The organism is Gordonia sp. Z-3, assembly GCF_036233855.1.
In the GTDB taxonomy this organism is placed as follows: domain Bacteria; phylum Actinomycetota; class Actinomycetes; order Mycobacteriales; family Mycobacteriaceae; genus Gordonia; species Gordonia tangerina.
Genome location: NZ_JAZARS010000010.1, coordinates 91,920 through 107,787, shown reverse-complemented (window position 1 = coordinate 107,787; position 15,868 = coordinate 91,920). Strand labels below are relative to the sequence as shown.

The 15,868-nt window shown below is 67.7% G+C and carries 15 protein-coding genes; 3 read left to right on the top strand and 12 right to left on the bottom strand.

Annotated features, from left to right (window positions below):
* Positions 1-56: 56 nt before the first annotated feature.
* Positions 57-1,259, top strand: a complete 1,203-nt coding sequence (locus VX037_RS13610) for an HAD family hydrolase (protein ID WP_442903671.1) — start codon at positions 57-59, stop codon at positions 1,257-1,259.
* Positions 1,260-1,269: 10 nt separating this feature from the next.
* A complete protein-coding gene (locus VX037_RS13605; RefSeq protein ID WP_287016869.1) occupies positions 1,270-2,652 on the top strand; it encodes a DUF2252 domain-containing protein in 1,383 nt (460 codons plus the stop codon).
* Between the two features lies 1 nt (position 2,653).
* Here VX037_RS13605 and VX037_RS13600 read toward each other — a convergent pair whose 3' ends face one another.
* The 10 genes from VX037_RS13600 to VX037_RS13555 all read right to left on the bottom strand — a co-directional run bounded on the left by VX037_RS13600 (position 2,654) and on the right by VX037_RS13555 (position 12,679).
* Positions 2,654-3,817 (bottom strand): zinc-binding dehydrogenase, encoded by a 1,164-nt coding sequence (locus tag VX037_RS13600; protein ID WP_235724110.1) that lies wholly within the window; start codon positions 3,815-3,817, stop codon positions 2,654-2,656.
* A 64-nt stretch (positions 3,818-3,881) separates the two neighbouring features.
* Entirely contained in the window at positions 3,882-5,093 is a 1,212-nt protein-coding gene (locus VX037_RS13595) for a lysophospholipid acyltransferase family protein (protein ID WP_328714652.1), read from the bottom strand.
* Between the two features lie 160 nt (positions 5,094-5,253).
* The gene (locus VX037_RS13590; protein ID WP_287016871.1) at positions 5,254-6,306 is read right to left on the bottom strand and encodes an NAD-dependent epimerase/dehydratase family protein; all 1,053 of its coding nucleotides are present in this window, start codon (positions 6,304-6,306) and stop codon (positions 5,254-5,256) included.
* 93 nt (positions 6,307-6,399) lie between these two features.
* Positions 6,400-6,501 carry a 30S ribosomal protein bS22 gene (locus VX037_RS13585; protein ID WP_003402602.1) on the bottom strand — a complete coding sequence of 34 codons (102 nt, stop codon included), beginning with the start codon at positions 6,499-6,501 and terminating at the stop codon, positions 6,400-6,402.
* 269 nt (positions 6,502-6,770) lie between these two features.
* Positions 6,771-7,004, bottom strand: a complete 234-nt coding sequence (locus tag VX037_RS13580; protein ID WP_160900212.1) for a helix-turn-helix domain-containing protein — start codon at positions 7,002-7,004, stop codon at positions 6,771-6,773.
* Positions 7,005-7,193: 189 nt separating this feature from the next.
* The gene (gene proC, locus VX037_RS13575; RefSeq protein ID WP_235724113.1) at positions 7,194-8,063 is read right to left on the bottom strand and encodes a pyrroline-5-carboxylate reductase; all 870 of its coding nucleotides are present in this window, start codon (positions 8,061-8,063) and stop codon (positions 7,194-7,196) included.
* Positions 8,064-8,123: 60 nt separating this feature from the next.
* On the bottom strand, positions 8,124-8,978 hold the full coding sequence (locus VX037_RS13570) for a thioesterase family protein (protein WP_266060067.1): 855 nt from the start codon (positions 8,976-8,978) through the stop codon (positions 8,124-8,126).
* A gap of 31 nt (positions 8,979-9,009) precedes the next feature.
* Entirely contained in the window at positions 9,010-9,915 is a 906-nt protein-coding gene (locus VX037_RS13565) for a sugar phosphate isomerase/epimerase family protein (protein WP_235724115.1), read from the bottom strand.
* 4 nt (positions 9,916-9,919) lie between these two features.
* A complete protein-coding gene (locus VX037_RS13560; protein ID WP_287016872.1) occupies positions 9,920-11,587 on the bottom strand; it encodes a hypothetical protein in 1,668 nt (555 codons plus the stop codon).
* Between the two features lie 99 nt (positions 11,588-11,686).
* The gene (locus VX037_RS13555) at positions 11,687-12,679 is read right to left on the bottom strand and encodes a Ppx/GppA phosphatase family protein (RefSeq protein ID WP_235724117.1); all 993 of its coding nucleotides are present in this window, start codon (positions 12,677-12,679) and stop codon (positions 11,687-11,689) included.
* Between the two features lie 148 nt (positions 12,680-12,827).
* Between VX037_RS13555 and VX037_RS13550 the strand changes: the two genes are divergently transcribed.
* The gene (locus tag VX037_RS13550; protein WP_287016913.1) at positions 12,828-13,655 is read left to right on the top strand and encodes a hypothetical protein; all 828 of its coding nucleotides are present in this window, start codon (positions 12,828-12,830) and stop codon (positions 13,653-13,655) included.
* Positions 13,656-13,743: 88 nt separating this feature from the next.
* Here VX037_RS13550 and VX037_RS13545 read toward each other — a convergent pair whose 3' ends face one another.
* A complete protein-coding gene (locus tag VX037_RS13545) occupies positions 13,744-14,430 on the bottom strand; it encodes a response regulator transcription factor (RefSeq protein WP_235724118.1) in 687 nt (228 codons plus the stop codon).
* Positions 14,427-15,818 (bottom strand): sensor histidine kinase, encoded by a 1,392-nt coding sequence (locus VX037_RS13540; protein WP_235724119.1) that lies wholly within the window; start codon positions 15,816-15,818, stop codon positions 14,427-14,429. Before VX037_RS13540 ends, VX037_RS13545 begins: the two co-directional genes overlap by 4 nt.
* Between the last annotated feature and the right edge of the window lie 50 nt (positions 15,819-15,868).

The following is a 15,868-nucleotide window of genomic DNA, read 5'->3' as shown; positions in this document are numbered from 1 at the left end:
CTTGTGCGTGGCTACTGTGGGTTGTCCGATCGACATGAGCGGAGTGGAGGTGAGCCGTGGCCGAGGTCCCGGGCTCCGGTGCGGATGATCCGACCGAGCCGGCCCACGACGAGGCCGAGGAGTCGACCGACCACTCCCCCGACGACGTCGTCATCGACGGTGCGGACGTGGTCGACGCAGACGACGTGATCGACCCAGACGACGTGATCGACGGGGAGGACTGGGAAGCCCACGCCGACGCGATGGATCCCGATGGGGCGCACCGCGACGATTCCGGCGACGACGGCGACGACGATCCCGACGAGGAAGAGCAGTCGCGGGTCGCCACCTGGATCGCCGAACGTGCCCGCGCCACCAGCGGCCGCTTCCGTCAGACCGCGCACGAGCTGCGTCAGTCGCTGGCCGGTGAGGCAAGTGCGAAGGCGGCGGTCGACTCGCTGCGCGCACGTCCGTCCGACGACATCGAGCCGACCGACACCCCGCGTGATCTGACCGCCGCGGCGTTCTTCGACGTGGACAACACGCTGGTGCAGGGCGCGTCGATCATCCACTTCGCGCGCGGTCTGGCCGCCCACAAGTACTTCACCTACGGCGACATCTTCGACTTCGCCTGGACGCAGGCGAAGTTCCAGATCACCGGCAAGGAGAACGCCGACGACGTGGCGCAGGGCCGGGAGAAGGCTCTGTCGTTCATCGCCGGGCGGCGAACCTCAGAGCTCGTCGAACTCGGTGAGGACATCTACGACGATTACATCGCCGAGAAGATCTGGCCCGGCACCCGCGCCCTCGCGCAGCGCCACCTCGACGCGGGTCAGCAAGTGTGGTTGGTGACCGCCACCCCCGTGGAACTCGCGCAGACCATCGCCGAACGACTCGGTCTGACCGGAGCGTTGGGCACAGTGGCCGAGAGTGTCGACGGAGTGTTCACCGGCCGGTTGGTCGGCGACATCCTGCACGGCCCCGGCAAGGCGCATGCGGTGCGCGCCCTGGCCATCCGGGAGGGCCTGAATCTCAAGCGCTGCACCGCGTATTCGGATTCGCACAACGATGTGCCGATGCTGTCGCTGGTCGGCACGGCGGTCGCGATAAACCCCGACGCCGACCTGCGCGATGTGGCCAAGGTTCGCGGCTGGGAGATCTACGACTTCCGTACCGCGCGCAAGGCGGCCAAGTACGGCGCCACCACGGCGTTGGTGCTCGGTGCCGCCGGCGCCGGCGCGGCGACGGCGACCAGGATGATCCGGCAGCATCGCGGTTGAGCCGAGCGCCATGACCGACAAGCGAAGCCGCATCGACCTACGTACCCGGGTGGACCACGACGAGCGCCGCGCCGAGGGCCGCGCGCTGCGGGCCGACGTCCCCATCGACGCCCACGATCACGCCGCGGTGTCGGCCACCCGACCTACCGTCCTCGACTTCATCGCGCACTCCAACGCGAACCGTCTCGAGCATCTGATCGGATTGCGCGTCGGGCGGATGATCGCCTCGCCGTTCACCTTCTTCCGCGGCTCGGCCGGCTTGATGGCCGCCGACCTCGCGGGTTCACCGGCCACCGGTCTGACCGCGCAGCTGTGCGGGGACGCACATGCCGCGAACTTCGGTCTCTACGGCACCCCCGACGGCCAGATCGTGATGGACATCAACGATTTCGACGAGACCATCGAGGGTCCGTGGGAATGGGATCTGAAACGTCTGGCGACCAGCCTGGTGCTCGCGGGACGCGAGGGCGGCGTTGCCGAGTCCGGCTGTGTCGACGCCGCCGAGGACTCGGTGAAGTCGTACCGCCGCACCATGCGCGGGCTGGCGGAGGTGGGATTCCTGCGGTCCTGGAACGCGCTGCCCGACGAATCGGCACTGGAGCGGGTGAAGGCCGACGAGTTGCTCGACGACTTCGCGAAGGCGGCGAAGAAGGCGCGACGCAACACCAGCGCGAAGGTTGCCGCGAAGTGGACCGAACATCTCGACGACCACGAAACCGGCATTCGCAGCAGACGTTTCGTCTCCGACCCGCCGATCCTGACCGCAGTCGACCCAGCCGTGTCCGACGCCGTCGTCGACGGCCTCGAACGGTACGCCGACACGCTGCGCGAGTCGCGTCGCACGCTCATGGCGCGGTATTCCGTCGCCGACGTCGCGTTCCGTATCGTCGGCACCGGAAGCGTGGGTCTGCGCAACTATGTGGCGCTGCTGCTGGGCAACCACGACGAGGTCCTGGTGCTGCAACTCAAGCAGGCCCAGCCCTCGGCGTTGGCCCCGTTTCTGCCGGCGGCGACGCCCCAGCACGAAGGCAAGCGGATCGTCCGCGGCGCCCGCCTGGTCCAATCCGAAACCGATATCCTGCTGGGCTGGACCACCATCGACGACCGGCCCTACATCGTGCGACAGTTCCGAAATCTCAAGGGCGACATCGACCCCACCGACCTGGAACGCGACCACCTCGACGATTACGGCCGCCTGGCCGGAGCCCTGCTGGCCCGCGCGCACGCGCGGTCGCTGGACCCGCGGCTGCTCGCCGGCTACTTCGAGGACGACTCCGATCTCGACGAGGTGATCGGCCGGTACGCGGTGCGCTACGCCGACCGCACCGAGGCGGACCATGAGACGCTGGTCGAGGCGGTCCGGGCCGGGCGGGTGCCCGCCGACGAGGGCTGATTCACAAACCGGTCTCGTCGGAGGTCGGATCGATGAGCACCTTCGCGTGGTGTTCGGCCGATCGGAGCGCCTCGAAGGCGGCCGCGACACCGCCGAGACCGACGGTCGCGGTGATCAGCGGACGCGGGTCCACCTTCTGATCGGCGATCATCTGCAGCGTGTCGTGGAATTCTCCTGGATCGTAAGCGAATACAAAGCGCAGCTCGATCTCCTTGTTGATCGGCATGGCCGGCCGGAAGGTGTCCGGCTGCATACACACCCCGACCACCACCACCCGCGAACGGAACGGTGCGTGCGAGCAGATGTCCTCGATGATGCCGGGCACTCCGACGCATTCGAACACCACCGGCCCCTGCGGGGTGGCGCCGACCCGTTCGGCGGCCCGCATCACCTTCGCCCACGGTAGCCCGGGGATGCGCTGCAGATCGTGCATGGCGGAGAACGCGGTGTCGAACAGGTCGGACGCACTGGTGAGGTAGCGGCGCTTCTGGGCGGCGGCCTGCCACGGTGATTCCGACCGTGGGTCCACCACGACGTCGGCGCCGCAGCGCCACGCCAGATCCCGCCGGCCGGCCGAAAGGTCGGAGGCCACCACGGTCCGCACCCCGGCCGCCTTGAGCATCAAGATCACGGCCAGGCCGATGGGTCCGCAGCCGATCACCACCGCCACATCACGTTTGCCGACATCTCCGCGACGCACGGCGTGATGGGCGACGGCCAGCGGCTCGGTGAGGGCGGCCAACTCCGCGGGCACCCCGTCGGGCACCGGCATGGTGAGATCCTCGGAGACCAGCATCAGGTCGGCGTAAGCACCCGCCGCCTGCGCCGACAACCCGGTCAGATGGGCGTCGTCGCCGTGTTTGATCATCGGTACCGACACCACCGGCGTTCCCGGCGCCCAGCGTCGGCGGCACTTCGGGCCGTAGGAGACGACGTCGCCGGTGAACTCGTGACCCATCACCACCGACTCGGTCGAGCGCATGAAGTCGGGATAGCCGACCTCGGCGGCGACGTCGGCACTCGCATCGCCATGGGTGCGCGCGTGCAGATCGGACCCGCAGATGCCGGCGCGGATGACCCGAATCAGCACCTGGCCAGGTCCGGGTGTCGGGGTGGGGAGTTCGACCACCGAGAGCTCACCGTGCTGACACGCAACCGCCTTCATCTACCCCGTCCCCTTCGCGACACTAGGCCGGCGCGCCTCCCTTCTCAGGGATCGGGCCCGCACCTCAGCCGAAGTAGACGCTACCGCGGCGACTGAGCATCCGGAACAAGGTCTGCTGGATTTCCTCGCGGACGTGGTCGGTGAGGTCGAAGACCACCATCGGGTCGTCGGCCGACGACTCGTCATAAGAGCCGGTCTCGATGGGACGGCCGAAGTGTATGTGCCACTTGGACGGTAGCGGCACCACACCCAGCGGCCCCAGCCACGGGAAGGTCGGTGTGATCGGAAAGTACGGCAGCCCAAGAACTTTGGCGAGTGGCTTGAGGTCGGCGAGCATCGGGTAGATCTCTTCGGACCCGACGATGGAGACCGGGATGATCGGCGACGCGTTGCGCAGGGCCGTGGTGACGAACCCGCCGCGCCCGAACCGTTGCAGCTTGTAGCGGTCCTTGTAGAGCTTGCCGATCCCTTTGTATCCCTCGGGCCACACCGCGGTCAGCTCGCCGGCCCGCAGCAGGCGGTCGGCATCCGAGGTGCACGCGACCGTGGCTCCGATGCGGCGAGCCACCTCACCGACCGCCGGAGTCTCAAAAGCCATGTCGGCGGCCAGAAGTCGGAGGTGCCGACCGGTGGGGTGATTGTCACGGACGGCCAGCGAGGTCATCACGGCATCGATCGGCAAGGTGCCGGCATGGTTGGCCACCAGCAGCGCACCGCCCTCCACCGGGAGGTTCTCGACGCCGGACACCTCGACCCGAAACCAGTTGTCATACACTTGTCGCACCGCGGGGAACCACACCGACTCGGTGAAATGCGGGTCGAAGCCGAACTCGTCGACCTCATAGTCACCGGTCATCCGCTCCCGGATGAAGCCCGCTGTGGCGGTCAGCGAGTCGGCCACCGCACCGCGCAATCCGGACAGCGAGAACAACGGACTCGAACGGGTGGGCCCGAGGTGCTCCACACCAAGCGACTCGGCGGGCAGTCGGACCTCGTCACTGATCGGCGTCACCTGCGCCGCAGGCCTGCCGAAGCCATCGGTGTTGGGATGTCCGAGTTGTGACGGTTGGGAAGACTTTCCATGCGCGGGCGTCGATTTCGTGACGTTTCCGCCGGTTTGCTGACTGGGATGTCGCCGGCGCCCCTGCTCGCGGACCGAGTTGCGACTGCCTCGTGAATCCACCGCGCCCCCAGGGGTCGCATACAGCTGGATCACTTTCGCGGTACGTGCGTCCGTCGCGCCGCCACCTGCCAAGATCCTCACCTCTGCGTCCATTGATCTGATCAGCCCCGACGTCCACTTCGGCGATCAGCCTCTATGGTACGCGCGCCCTGAGTGGGTCTGGCGTCCAAGTGTAGAGGCTGCGTCACCGTTGTGCTTGATTGTGCGGCAAGTCGCAGACAAATCGGACTAGTCGCCATTCACATCACTGTCGTCATTGCAGCTGATGCGCCGCGCCAACGACTTTCCGCTCGAACGCACGCCACGTATCCGGACCGACGACCGGTTGCGAGCCACCGCGCGCAATGAAGTCGTCGACCGTCTCGAGAGTGGTGAACTTGGGCACGAAGCCGAGCTCCACCCGCATCCGCGTCGTATCGAGAACGCGCCCGTGTGTGAGGTACTCGGTCTGACTCGAGCGCAACTTCGCCGAACGCAGGTCCTGGAAGACGCCGGTGATCGGCGCGAGCAGACTGCTGGGCACCGGCAGTTCGACGTGCCCGATCCGACGGATCGCCTGTGTCAGAGTCACCACGCCCTCACCGGAGACGTTGAACGTCCCCGGCTTGCCGGTCAGCGTCACGTGTTCCATCGCCGCGAGCGCATCCTCCTCGTGCAGGAACTGCAGCCGCGGCTGGTAGCCGATCACCGTCGGCACGATGGGCAGGGACAGATACGACCCCATCCGGGTGTTGATCCGTGGGCCGAGGATCGCCTGCGGGCGCACGATGGTGACCTCGATGTCCTGTCGGCGCCGACCGAGACCACGCACGTAGCCTTCGATGTCGAGCAGGTCGCGCCCATATCCGCGTTTGGGTTCACGGCGCGCGGGGGTCTCCTCGGAGAAGTGCGACGGGTCGCGCCCGCTCGCGCCGTAGACCATCGCGGTGGAGCGCAGGATGAGCCGCTTGACCGACGGACTGCGCTGGGCGGCCGCGCACACCTGCATCGCGCCGACGACGTTGAACTCCTTGATCGCGGCCGAATGCGGTGCGGTCTCCATGATCGAGGTCGCCGCATGCACCACCGTGTCGACCTCGTAGCCGGCGATGGCCTTCGCGATGGCCGGTCGTCGGATGTCCAGGCGCAGGAACTCCGCGCGCCCCATCCGGCGCAGCAGGTCCTTACGCGGCACCCGGGAGTCGACGGCGAGCACCCGCTCGATGGCGGGGTTGGCCGCCAGCCGCGCGACCAGGTAGCCGCCGAGGAACGTGGACGCGCCCGTGACCAGGACGGTCCGGGGCGGTGCGGACTGCTCGTCGGACATGGTCACAGGTTAGCTGCGGCGGCCGCGACGCGCCCGGCCACCACACACGAAAAAGGGGCCCGACCGTCATCGGTCGGGCCCCTTCTTCGACGACTATTTGCCGAGTTTACGACGCTGCACCCGGGTACGTCGCAGCAGCTTGCGGTGCTTCTTCTTCGACATGCGCTTGCGGCGCTTCTTGATCACTGAACCCATTTGGGTGCTTCCTCACAGTTGACGCGGTTACTACTGATTTCTCTGGTGTGCCCAGCCGGTGCATGACGCGACGCGGGGGCATCAGCACGCGACCTCCCACATTACCGGTCGGTGTGGATCAGAAGAAATCGGGTGGATCAGAAGAAATCGGGTGGATCAGAAGAAATCGGGTGGATCAGAAGAAATCGGGTCGCATATGCCACGACTCCCTCGGCAGGTCGCATCGTCGGTGCGACCTGCCGAGGGAGTCGGGTCGATTCGGGGCCGGCCTAACCGACGTCGAAGTACGAGGTCTCCAGGTAATCGTGCACGGCCTTGGCGTGAACTCGGAACGAGCGGCCCACGCGCACGGCCGGGAGCTCGCCACTGTGCACGAGCCGGTAGACCGTCATCTTCGATACGCGCATCAGGGATGCGACCTCGGCGACCGTGAGGAACTGCGAACCCGAGGCCGCGTTGCTCACTGCGCCGGTCCTGTCACCAGGCTTGTCTGCAGGTGCCATGAATAACTCATACCTCCGAAGCACGCGTCGCGGCCGCCGGCTTCCCCTCCGGCGGACACCAGACACGCACGTGCTTAAAGGAGCTTAGCGTGGCTGATGTGAAAAAAGCGACGTGAGTTGTGTGAAAAATGTGCCCGAAACCGGCACCCACCCCCACATCCTGGGGTTTCCCGCGAATCTACCCCAAAATCATGGGGCGTCGACGTCGCTCCGGCCCGAGTTGGCGCCTCCCAAACCCTCAACGTCGGGTCGATGTCCGGCCTTTTTGGAGACCGCCGCGCACGCCCGGGTGGCCTCGTAGACACCGTGACGGAAGCCGTTGGCCTCGAACTGTCGGATCGCCGCGGCGGTGGTTCCACCGGGTGAGGTCACCGCGGCCCGCAGATCCACCGGCGACAACCCGGACTCGCTGAGCAGCAGCCCGGCGCCGCGGACCGTCTGCACGGTCAGTTCGGCGGCCTGCGGCCGGCTCAGCCCGAGAGCGACACCGGCGTCGATCATCGCTTCGGCCATCAGGAACACATATGCCGGCCCCGACCCGGACACCGCGGTCACCGCGTCCATCTGCTTTTCGGGCACCACCGCCACCTTGCCGACCGTCTCGAGCAGGCGCACCACCGCGGCGAGTTGGTCGTCGCCGACGTAGCGGCCCACCGACACCGCGGACATGGCCTCGTTGACCAGCATCGGCGTATTGGGCATCACCCGCACCACCGGCGAACCCGCCTGCAGACCGTTCTCGTAGCGCGACAACGGCAGGCCGGCGACCAGCGTTACGGTCACCCGCTCGGACTCGGCGTCGTCGTCGGCGCTGGACAGTTCGCGCAGGACCGAATCGACGTCGTCGGGTTTGATGGCCAGGAACACGTACTGCGCGCCCTCGGCCGCCGACGTGACGTCGGTGACCAGCACGCCGTACTCGTCGGCGATCTCCTTGGCCCGTTTGTCCATCTTCTCGGCCACGACAAGGTCCTTGGTCTGCTTGCCGGACTGGATCAGTCCGGCCAGCAGCGCTTCGCCGATCTTGCCGCCGCCGACGATGGCGATGCGTTCACTCACAGGTGGGCCTTTCTGAATTCACGTCTGGTCTTTCGATTCCGGGTCTCGCGGACGTCGCGGTCACGACCGCTGCGGGATGAGGGCCAGCTGCCGCGACTGCGCGACGACCGTTCCGGTCGAGTCCACCACGAGGTGGTCTTCCTCGAACATTCCGGGTCCCACCTCGGTGCTCGTCGCGGCGAATCGCAGCCACCCCGGCGCCGGGTGACGTCGCACGTAAGTGGTCAACTGCACGGTCGGCGCCCACCCGAACAGGGCGAGGTTCATCACCACCGGCGGCGAGATGTCACACACCAGCACGGCGAAATCGGTGTCGGGCTCACTGCCCTTTGGGCGGACCCAGCCACGCACCACGGGTTCGCCGGTCTCTCCCCGCACCACCGGGAAGGTCGCCGGGTCGAGCACCAGGTCCAGGGCCGGGCCCAGATGGTTGACCTCCGCGATCGGTGAGTTGTCCAACCCGATGCCGTCGACGGGAGGTTCGGCCGGGGTGCCGTCGAGGACGGTCGGTGCCGAATGATGCGGCGCCCCGGTGTCGGGGCGCGCGCAGGTCACCGACGACGACACCATGGTGCGGCCGTTTTGCACCGCGTCGACCGTCATCACCGTCACCGTGCGACCGCGCTTGCGGACCACGATCTCGAGGTCGACGTCCGCGGCGTCCGGCGCGGTGAGGTAGTCGCTGGTGATGGCGACCGGCATCTTGGCGTCCGCGCCCGCACCGGCCGCCTCGTCGGCGGCGAGTTCGCCGAGTGCCCGGGCCGCGGCGTGCGCCACCACCATCTGCAAACTCCCACCGTGGACCTTCGGTCCGATCGTGAACACCGGATCGATGGTCGTGCGATACGTGATGGCATCGGCACCCGTCCGGGACACCTCGGTGAGGTCCAGTACGTCGGCAAGCTTCTGACTCATGGCTCGTCGCCTCCTCGGCAGTGCCGGGGATTCAGTTGCGTTCGGAACGCACCCGCCCGGCATCGTCGGACGGCAGCCCCCGTGCGAGGTGCCGCCGCGCAAAATCTAGCGAACGTGCCAGTAGCGCACTGCGTTCGGGTTTGGTGCGGGCCGAACTCGTTGTGACCTCGAGCACAACGGCTCCGCTGAAGTCGCTGTCGGCCAGTCGGCGGCACACCTGCGCGCAGGGCTGATCACCGTCGCCGGGCAGCAGATGTTCGTCGGTGGCCGCGCCGTCCCCGTCGGCGAGATGCAGATGGTTCAGGCCCGTGCCCATTCGATCGAACATCGCGAGCGCATCCACACCCGCCGTCGCCGTGTGGGACAGGTCGAGGGTGTAGTGCGCGTAGCCGTCGTCGGTCGGGTCGATGGACTTGCCGAATGCCGATGCCGATGGTCCCGGCCCGCCGCCGCGTTGCCGGAGTCGACGTGCCGAGCGTTCCCCGGCACCGAACAGCCGATCGGCGCGCATCGGAAACATGTTCTCCACCGCGATGGCGATCCCGCTGTCGTCCTCGAGTTCGGCGACCAGGTCGTCAAAACCGTCGACGTAGGCCCGTTGCCACCGAAACGGCGGATGCACCACGACAGTCTGCGCCCCGAGATCCTCGGCCGCCTGTACCGACCGCCCGAGCTTCACCAACGGATCGCGGCCCCACACCCGCTGCGAGATCAACAGGCACGGCGCATGCACCGACAGAACCGGCACCTGATAGCGCTCGGACAAGTACTCGACGTGCTTGATGTCCTGGCTGACCGGTTCACCCCACACCATCAGTTCGACGCCGTCGAAGCCGAGTTCGGCAGCGTAGACGAATGCCGCCTCGGTGTTCTGCGGGTACACCGAGGCCGTGGACAGACCGACGGGGATCTCGTCGCGAACGAGTGGTGGGGTCATTCGGTCAGGTGGCCAGCAGCACGAGTGGACCGATCGTCACGATCAGCGCCACCCCCAACGCGAGCAATGTGGTGGTCAGGTCCTTGGTTCGGCGAACCAGGTGAGCGAAGGTGACGATGCCGAAGATCACCAGCACCGCCAGGACCAGCGCGAAGTACACATTCCACTTCCACAGCTCGGTGAATCCCCAGAAGAGACCCACACCGATGGCCAAGCCGGCCAGCGACTGGCCGATGATCGATAGCCAGGCGAGCACCGGTGATTGCTCGCCGGCATCGTCGTCGGCCGTGGTGGCCGCGGCGTCCGCGGACTGCTCGGCGGCCGGCTGATCGATCAGCGGCCCGGTCGGCGCCGACAACGCGGCGGCGGTCGGCTCAGTGGCGGGTCCATCGTCGTCGGGGGTAGACGTGTCCGACGCTGGGGTGTCAGACTCTGCGGTCTCGGACTCTGCGGCCTCGGACTCTGCGGTCTCGGACTCTGCGGCGTCCGACACTGCGGTGGGGCCGGCGACGTCGCGAACGCTGTCCGCCACCACCGGGGCTGCCATCATGCCGAGCACCGACGTGCTCCGGGTGTCGTCGGAACCGGCGTCGGTAGGCGCATCGTCGGCGGCCACGTGGTCAGCGGAAGCGACCTGCGCGGTGGCCTGTGCCGGGCCCGACTGTTCGTCGACGGTCGGTGCGTGGTCGACGCCGGTTGCGTCGACGACCTCGGCTGCGCGGCGTTCCCGTTCCCGGGCGGCAGCCGGGCGAGCCGACCGGTCCTTTTTCTTCCGCAGACCCTTCGACAGCCCGAACAGCCCCTTACGCGGCGCCGGCTCGTCCTCCTCGATGTCGGCGAACGCGCGGTACGCCTCGAAGTCGTCGGCAGGCGGTGTGTCGACGGGGGCGGCGCTGTTCGCGGTGTTCGGGCCGGCGGTGGCGTTCTCGGTGTCCCCGGGTGCGGCGAGATCGACCACGTCGACGTCGTCGGAGTCGATCACCACCAGCCCGTCCGGGGTGTCGTCGACCACCGGAATGATGCCGGTGACGGCGTTCGCGTTCTCGCTGTCTCGGGTCGCCTTGTCCGGCGACTCGGACCCGGTCGGAGCCTTGGGCCGCGCGCTGCGGTCGGCGACATCGGCGGCGCTGAAGTCGCGGGTGGACGGCTGGGCGTAGTCGGGCATCCCGCTCGAGGACAGTCCGGGCGACCGGCCGGCCGGGGGGCCCGCGATCGGGGGGCGAGCGCGCGTCTGCGGGGCCTGCGAGCGTTCGGGGAATGCACGATCGTCGGCGTGACGTCGAGCGACCGGTGTGGTGGACCGCGGGAACGGCGCGGCCGGTCGGGCGGGTGGCGGCTCGGAGGGTTGCTCCACCGGTGTGGTGCGATCCCGAGGCGCCTGAGCGGCTCCCGGGTTGGAGGTGGACGCGCCCGCACGGCTCGCCGGGCGGTCGGGCTGGGCGGGCGTCTCGCCGCCGGCGGAGGCCACCCGCGGGATCTCGCCGGTCAGCTCCGACACCGAGACCGCACCTTCGCGACCGACCCGACGTCGATTGCGGGTCTCGCGGTTCGGGGCGGCGGACGGCGCGCCCTCCGCGCGGCTGCGGGCCAACAACTCCGAGACCGAGATCGGCCGGGAGTCGGTGTCATCGGGCCCGCTCGTGCTGCCCCCGGAACCCGATTCGCTAGCCATACAGTGCGCTCTCCGTCCTCGAGATGTTCCTCGCCCGCGCCCGCGGGACGTCATGTGAGTATGTGGTCGGCTCGTCCCGGCAGTGGTTCGGCACGCCGATCAACCGAGGCCGCGACCGCCATTCGCGGCGCCCACGACCTCGGCGCCGACGGTCTCCGCCGCCTGAGTCGGCTCGGAGTCGAGCCGACGCAGGATGACCCCCTCACGCAGAGCCCACGGACAGATCTCAAGTGTATCGACTGACATCGCCCGCATGGCCGCCTCCGCGACGAGCGCTCCGGCCACCAACTGTCCGGCCCGGTCGGCGCTGACACCTTCGAGTTCGGCGCGGTCGTCGCGGGTCATCCGCGAGATGAAGGAGATCAGCTGGCGCAGCCCGTTCGCGGTGAGCTGGCGCTGGACCCGCGGACCCGCACTCGACGGCGCCGCGCCGGTCAGCCGGGCCAGGCTGCGGAAAGTCTTCGACGTACCAACGGCCAAGTCGGGGCGACCGGGTCCGGTCAGCTCCTTGGCCACCGGACGCAGCTCGGCGTCGAGCCAGTCGCGCAGCACCGAAACGCGGCGTCGGTCGGGTGGATCACCGGGCAGCCATTCCCGGGTCAGGCGGCCGGCACCGAGTGGCAGCGACAACGCCGATTCGGGCTCCTCGTCTACCCCGTTGGACATCTCCAGCGACCCGCCGCCGATATCGAGGGCCAGGATGCGGCCGGCGCTCCAGCCGTACCAGCGGCGCACCGCCAACGAGGTCAGACGCGCCTCGTCGCGGCCCGACAGCACAGTCACCTCGACGCCGGTCTTGTCGGCGACCGCCGCCAGCACCTCGTCGCTGTTGCTCGCGTCGCGCACCGCCGACGTCGCAAACGCCATGATCTGCTCGCAGCCCGACGTCGATGCGATGTGGGTGAACTCGTCGACCGACTCGATGAGTTTGGTGGCCGCACGGTCGGTGAGACGCCCGCGGTCGTCGATCTGCTCGGCGAGCCGAAGGACTGACTTCGTCGAACTCATGGGGGTGGGATGGCCACCGCGATGGGCATCCACCACCAGCAGATGAACGGTGTTGCTGCCCACGTCGAGCACTCCTAGACGCACGGCCCTCAAGACTACTGCCTCGACGGTTGCGCGCGGGACCCGCGGGTCGAAATCGCGTGCTGCGTCCATTCCGGCCGCGACGGCCGGGGACGGTTACCGTTGAGTTGTGACACGCACCGAAGCCTCGCGTTCCGCGGCCCCCGCACGCATCACCCCCGCGCCCGAGGTCGATCTCGACTTCCCCCGCGAATGGTACGAATTCGCCGATCCGGACAACCCTCAACACGTCATCAAGGCCGACCTGACGTGGCTGTTGTCGTACTGGACATGCGTGTTCGGGACGCCGGCCTGCCAGGGGATCATTGAGGGCCGTGAGACCGACGGGTGCTGCAGTCATGGCGCGTACCTCTCCGACAAGGACGACCGCAAGAAGCTGGCCAAGGCGATGGCGATGCTGACCGAAGACGATTGGCAGTTCCACAAGAAGGGCAGCGGCAAGGATCCGCTTGGTCCGCGCGGCTACCTCGAGGAGAGCGACCTCGACGACGAACCGGCCTTGAAGACCCGAAAGCACAAGGGCGCCTGCATTTTTCTCAACCGACCAGGGTTCGCCGGCGGCGAGGGATGCGCACTGCATTCGATGGCCCTGAAGCGAGGGCTGGAGCCGTTGACGGTGAAACCCGACGTCTGCTGGCAGCTGCCGATCCGCCGCGAGCAAGACTGGGTGGAACGTCCCGACGGCACCGAGGTGCTGCGCACCACCATCACCGAATACGACCGCCGCGGCTGGGGTGAGGGTGGCCACGATCTCAAGTGGTACTGCTCGGGCTCCCCCGACGCCCATGTCGGCGCCACCCAGGTGTGGCAGTCCTACGCCCCGGAGTTGACCGAACTCATCGGAGAGCCCGCGTACGAGGCCCTCGCCGCCGCCTGCCGCCGCCGAAACGGTCTGGGCCTCATCGCCGTCCACCCGGCGACCGCCGCCGCGACCAGCCGGCGCGACAGCGATCAGAAGTACAACCTCATCGAGGAGTGAGGGTGCGGACGCGGTTGCGTTTCGCGCCTTTCGCGTCGAGTGGGCGCCCTCCGTGCTGGTGGCGTTGCCAGCGCGAGGTCCAGCTGCTTTACGGCTCGTACTTGTACCCCAGACCGCGCACGGTGACGAGGTGTTTGGGGTTGCTGGGGTCGGGTTCGATCTTGGATCGTAGGCGTTTGACGTGCACGTCGAGGGTCTTGGTGTCGCCCACGTAGTCGGCACCCCAGACGCGATCGATCAGCTGCCCGCGGGTCAGCACGCGCCCGGCGTTGCGCAGCAGGTACTCGAGCAGATCGAACTCCTTGAGCGGCAGCGTCACGGCCTCACCGTTGACCGCGACGGTGTGCCGTTCCACATCCATCCGTACCGGCCCCTCTTCGATGACGCCGATGGTGAGTTCCTCTTCACCGGCATCGCCGCCACGGCGCAACACCGCGCGGATACGCGCGATGAGTTCGCGCGCCGAATACGGCTTGGTCACGTAGTCGTCGGCACCGAGTTCGAGTCCCACGACCTTGTCGATCTCACTGTCGCGGGCGGTCACCATGATCACCGGGACGCTCGACCGCGCCCGCAACGTCTTACAGATCTCGGTGCCACTCATCCCCGGCAGCATCAGGTCCAGCAGGACGATGTCGGGGCTCACCCGGTCAAACGCCGAGAGCGCTTGTGCCCCATCGTTGATGACACTCGCCTCGAAACCCTCTTTACGAAGGAGGAAGGCCAGTGGATCAGCCAGCGATTCCTCGTCCTCGACGATCATTACGTGCGTCACCGATGTAAGTCCTCTTGTCGTTGGTTGCTCTGAATATCCGGTTGGTCTGCGTCGATGATGCTGGCGGTCAGGTCCTCCGGGATACACAAGGTGAACGTGGAGCCGGTACCCGGCTTGCTCCACAGCCCGATGGAACCGTCGTGATTGGCGGCGACATGCTTCACGATGGCCAACCCGAGTCCGGTGCCACCGGTCCGTCGTGACCGGGCCTTGTCCACTCGGAAGAACCGTTCGAAGACCCGTTCCTGATCGTCGGGGGCGATACCGATGCCGCGGTCGGTGACCGCGATCGCGACCATCGGGCGGCCGTCGATGGGGGTGAGTCGCCGACTGATGGACACCGTGGTGTTCGCCGGTGAGTAGGCGATCGCGTTGACCACCAGATTGCTGATCGCGGTCAGCAGCAGCACCCGATCGCCGCGCACGCACAGGCCGGTCTCGTCGTCGGCGCGCAGCGTGATACCGGCCGCCTCCGCGGTGGTGGCGGCAGTGTCCACCGCCTCGCGCACCAGCTCGTCCACGTCGACGGTGGTGAATTCCGGGGTCTCGCCACCCTGCAGTCGGGACAGCGCAATCAGTTCGCTGACCATGTTGCCGAGCCGGTCGGACTCGGTAAGCACACGACGACCGAAATGTTGCACCGACTCCGGGTCGTCGGCGGATTCCAGCAACGCCTCGGCGAGCAGGCCGACGGCGCCGACGGGAGTCTTGAGCTCATGCGACACGTTGGCGACGAAGTCGCGCCGCGTCGCCTCCACCCGACGATGCTCGGTGTCGTCGGTGCCGTAGACCACGGCGTACTTCTCGTCGTCGTGGGCGACCAGTCGAACCAGGCAGCGAACCGATTCGACCTGGCGGGCCGTCGCGCGGCCGGTGGAGACGAATCCGTACGAGGACTGCACGGGCGCGAATTCGAAGCGGGCCTCGACGGCGGTGTCCAGGACCTCCTTGGCCGCATCCCAGACCGCGTCGGCGAGCAGACGGTCGTGGACGACGCCGAGTTCGACGGCCTGCTGGTTGAACAGGACGACATCGCGGAAACGGTCCACCACGGCGACCGCGTGTTCGCTGTTCCGCACGATCAAACTGAGCAGACCGGCTTTGGTCATCCGCCCGTCGTCGGTGGTCAGGCTGACATCGGAGTCGCGCAGTTCCGCGGTTTCGGAAACCTCGCGTGGGGCGTTTGCGGTGATCACCCGACGCGACACGAGTCCGGTCGTCGTGGACGCGGTTTCTTCGGACGGCTCACCGTCGGTCGAGGACTTCCTCCACCTGGCAAGCGGTCCGGTCCCCCGACCATGACGAGGCGTGCGGAGTCCGACAAGAGCTCCGCCGGCAAAACAGACAAGCGCGATGGCGATCGCCGCGACGAGCAATGCAACGGTCACAATGGCAGCTTACGGCGCAGCGAACGCACACTGCACATCCATCGCGATTG

Bases quoted from the DNA above. Each gene is read 5' to 3' on its own strand.
- VX037_RS13570 (WP_266060067.1), bottom strand. From the start codon at position 8,978: ATGAGTCAGAAGCTTGCCGACGTACTGGACCTCACCGAGGTGTCCCGG.
- VX037_RS13590 (WP_287016871.1), bottom strand. From the start codon at position 6,306: ATGTCCGACGAGCAGTCCGCACCGCCCCGGACCGTCCTGGTCACGGGC.
- VX037_RS13565 (WP_235724115.1), bottom strand. From the start codon at position 9,915: ATGACCCCACCACTCGTTCGCGACGAGATCCCCGTCGGTCTGTCCACG.
- VX037_RS13560 (WP_287016872.1), bottom strand. From the start codon at position 11,587: ATGGCTAGCGAATCGGGTTCCGGGGGCAGCACGAGCGGGCCCGATGAC.
- VX037_RS13580 (WP_160900212.1), bottom strand. From the start codon at position 7,004: ATGGCACCTGCAGACAAGCCTGGTGACAGGACCGGCGCAGTGAGCAAC.
- VX037_RS13605 (WP_287016869.1), top strand. From the start codon at position 1,270: ATGACCGACAAGCGAAGCCGCATCGACCTACGTACCCGGGTGGACCAC.
- VX037_RS13595 (WP_328714652.1), bottom strand. From the start codon at position 5,093: ATGGACGCAGAGGTGAGGATCTTGGCAGGTGGCGGCGCGACGGACGCA.
- VX037_RS13600 (WP_235724110.1), bottom strand. From the start codon at position 3,817: ATGAAGGCGGTTGCGTGTCAGCACGGTGAGCTCTCGGTGGTCGAACTC.
- VX037_RS13585 (WP_003402602.1), bottom strand. From the start codon at position 6,501: ATGGGTTCAGTGATCAAGAAGCGCCGCAAGCGCATGTCGAAGAAGAAG.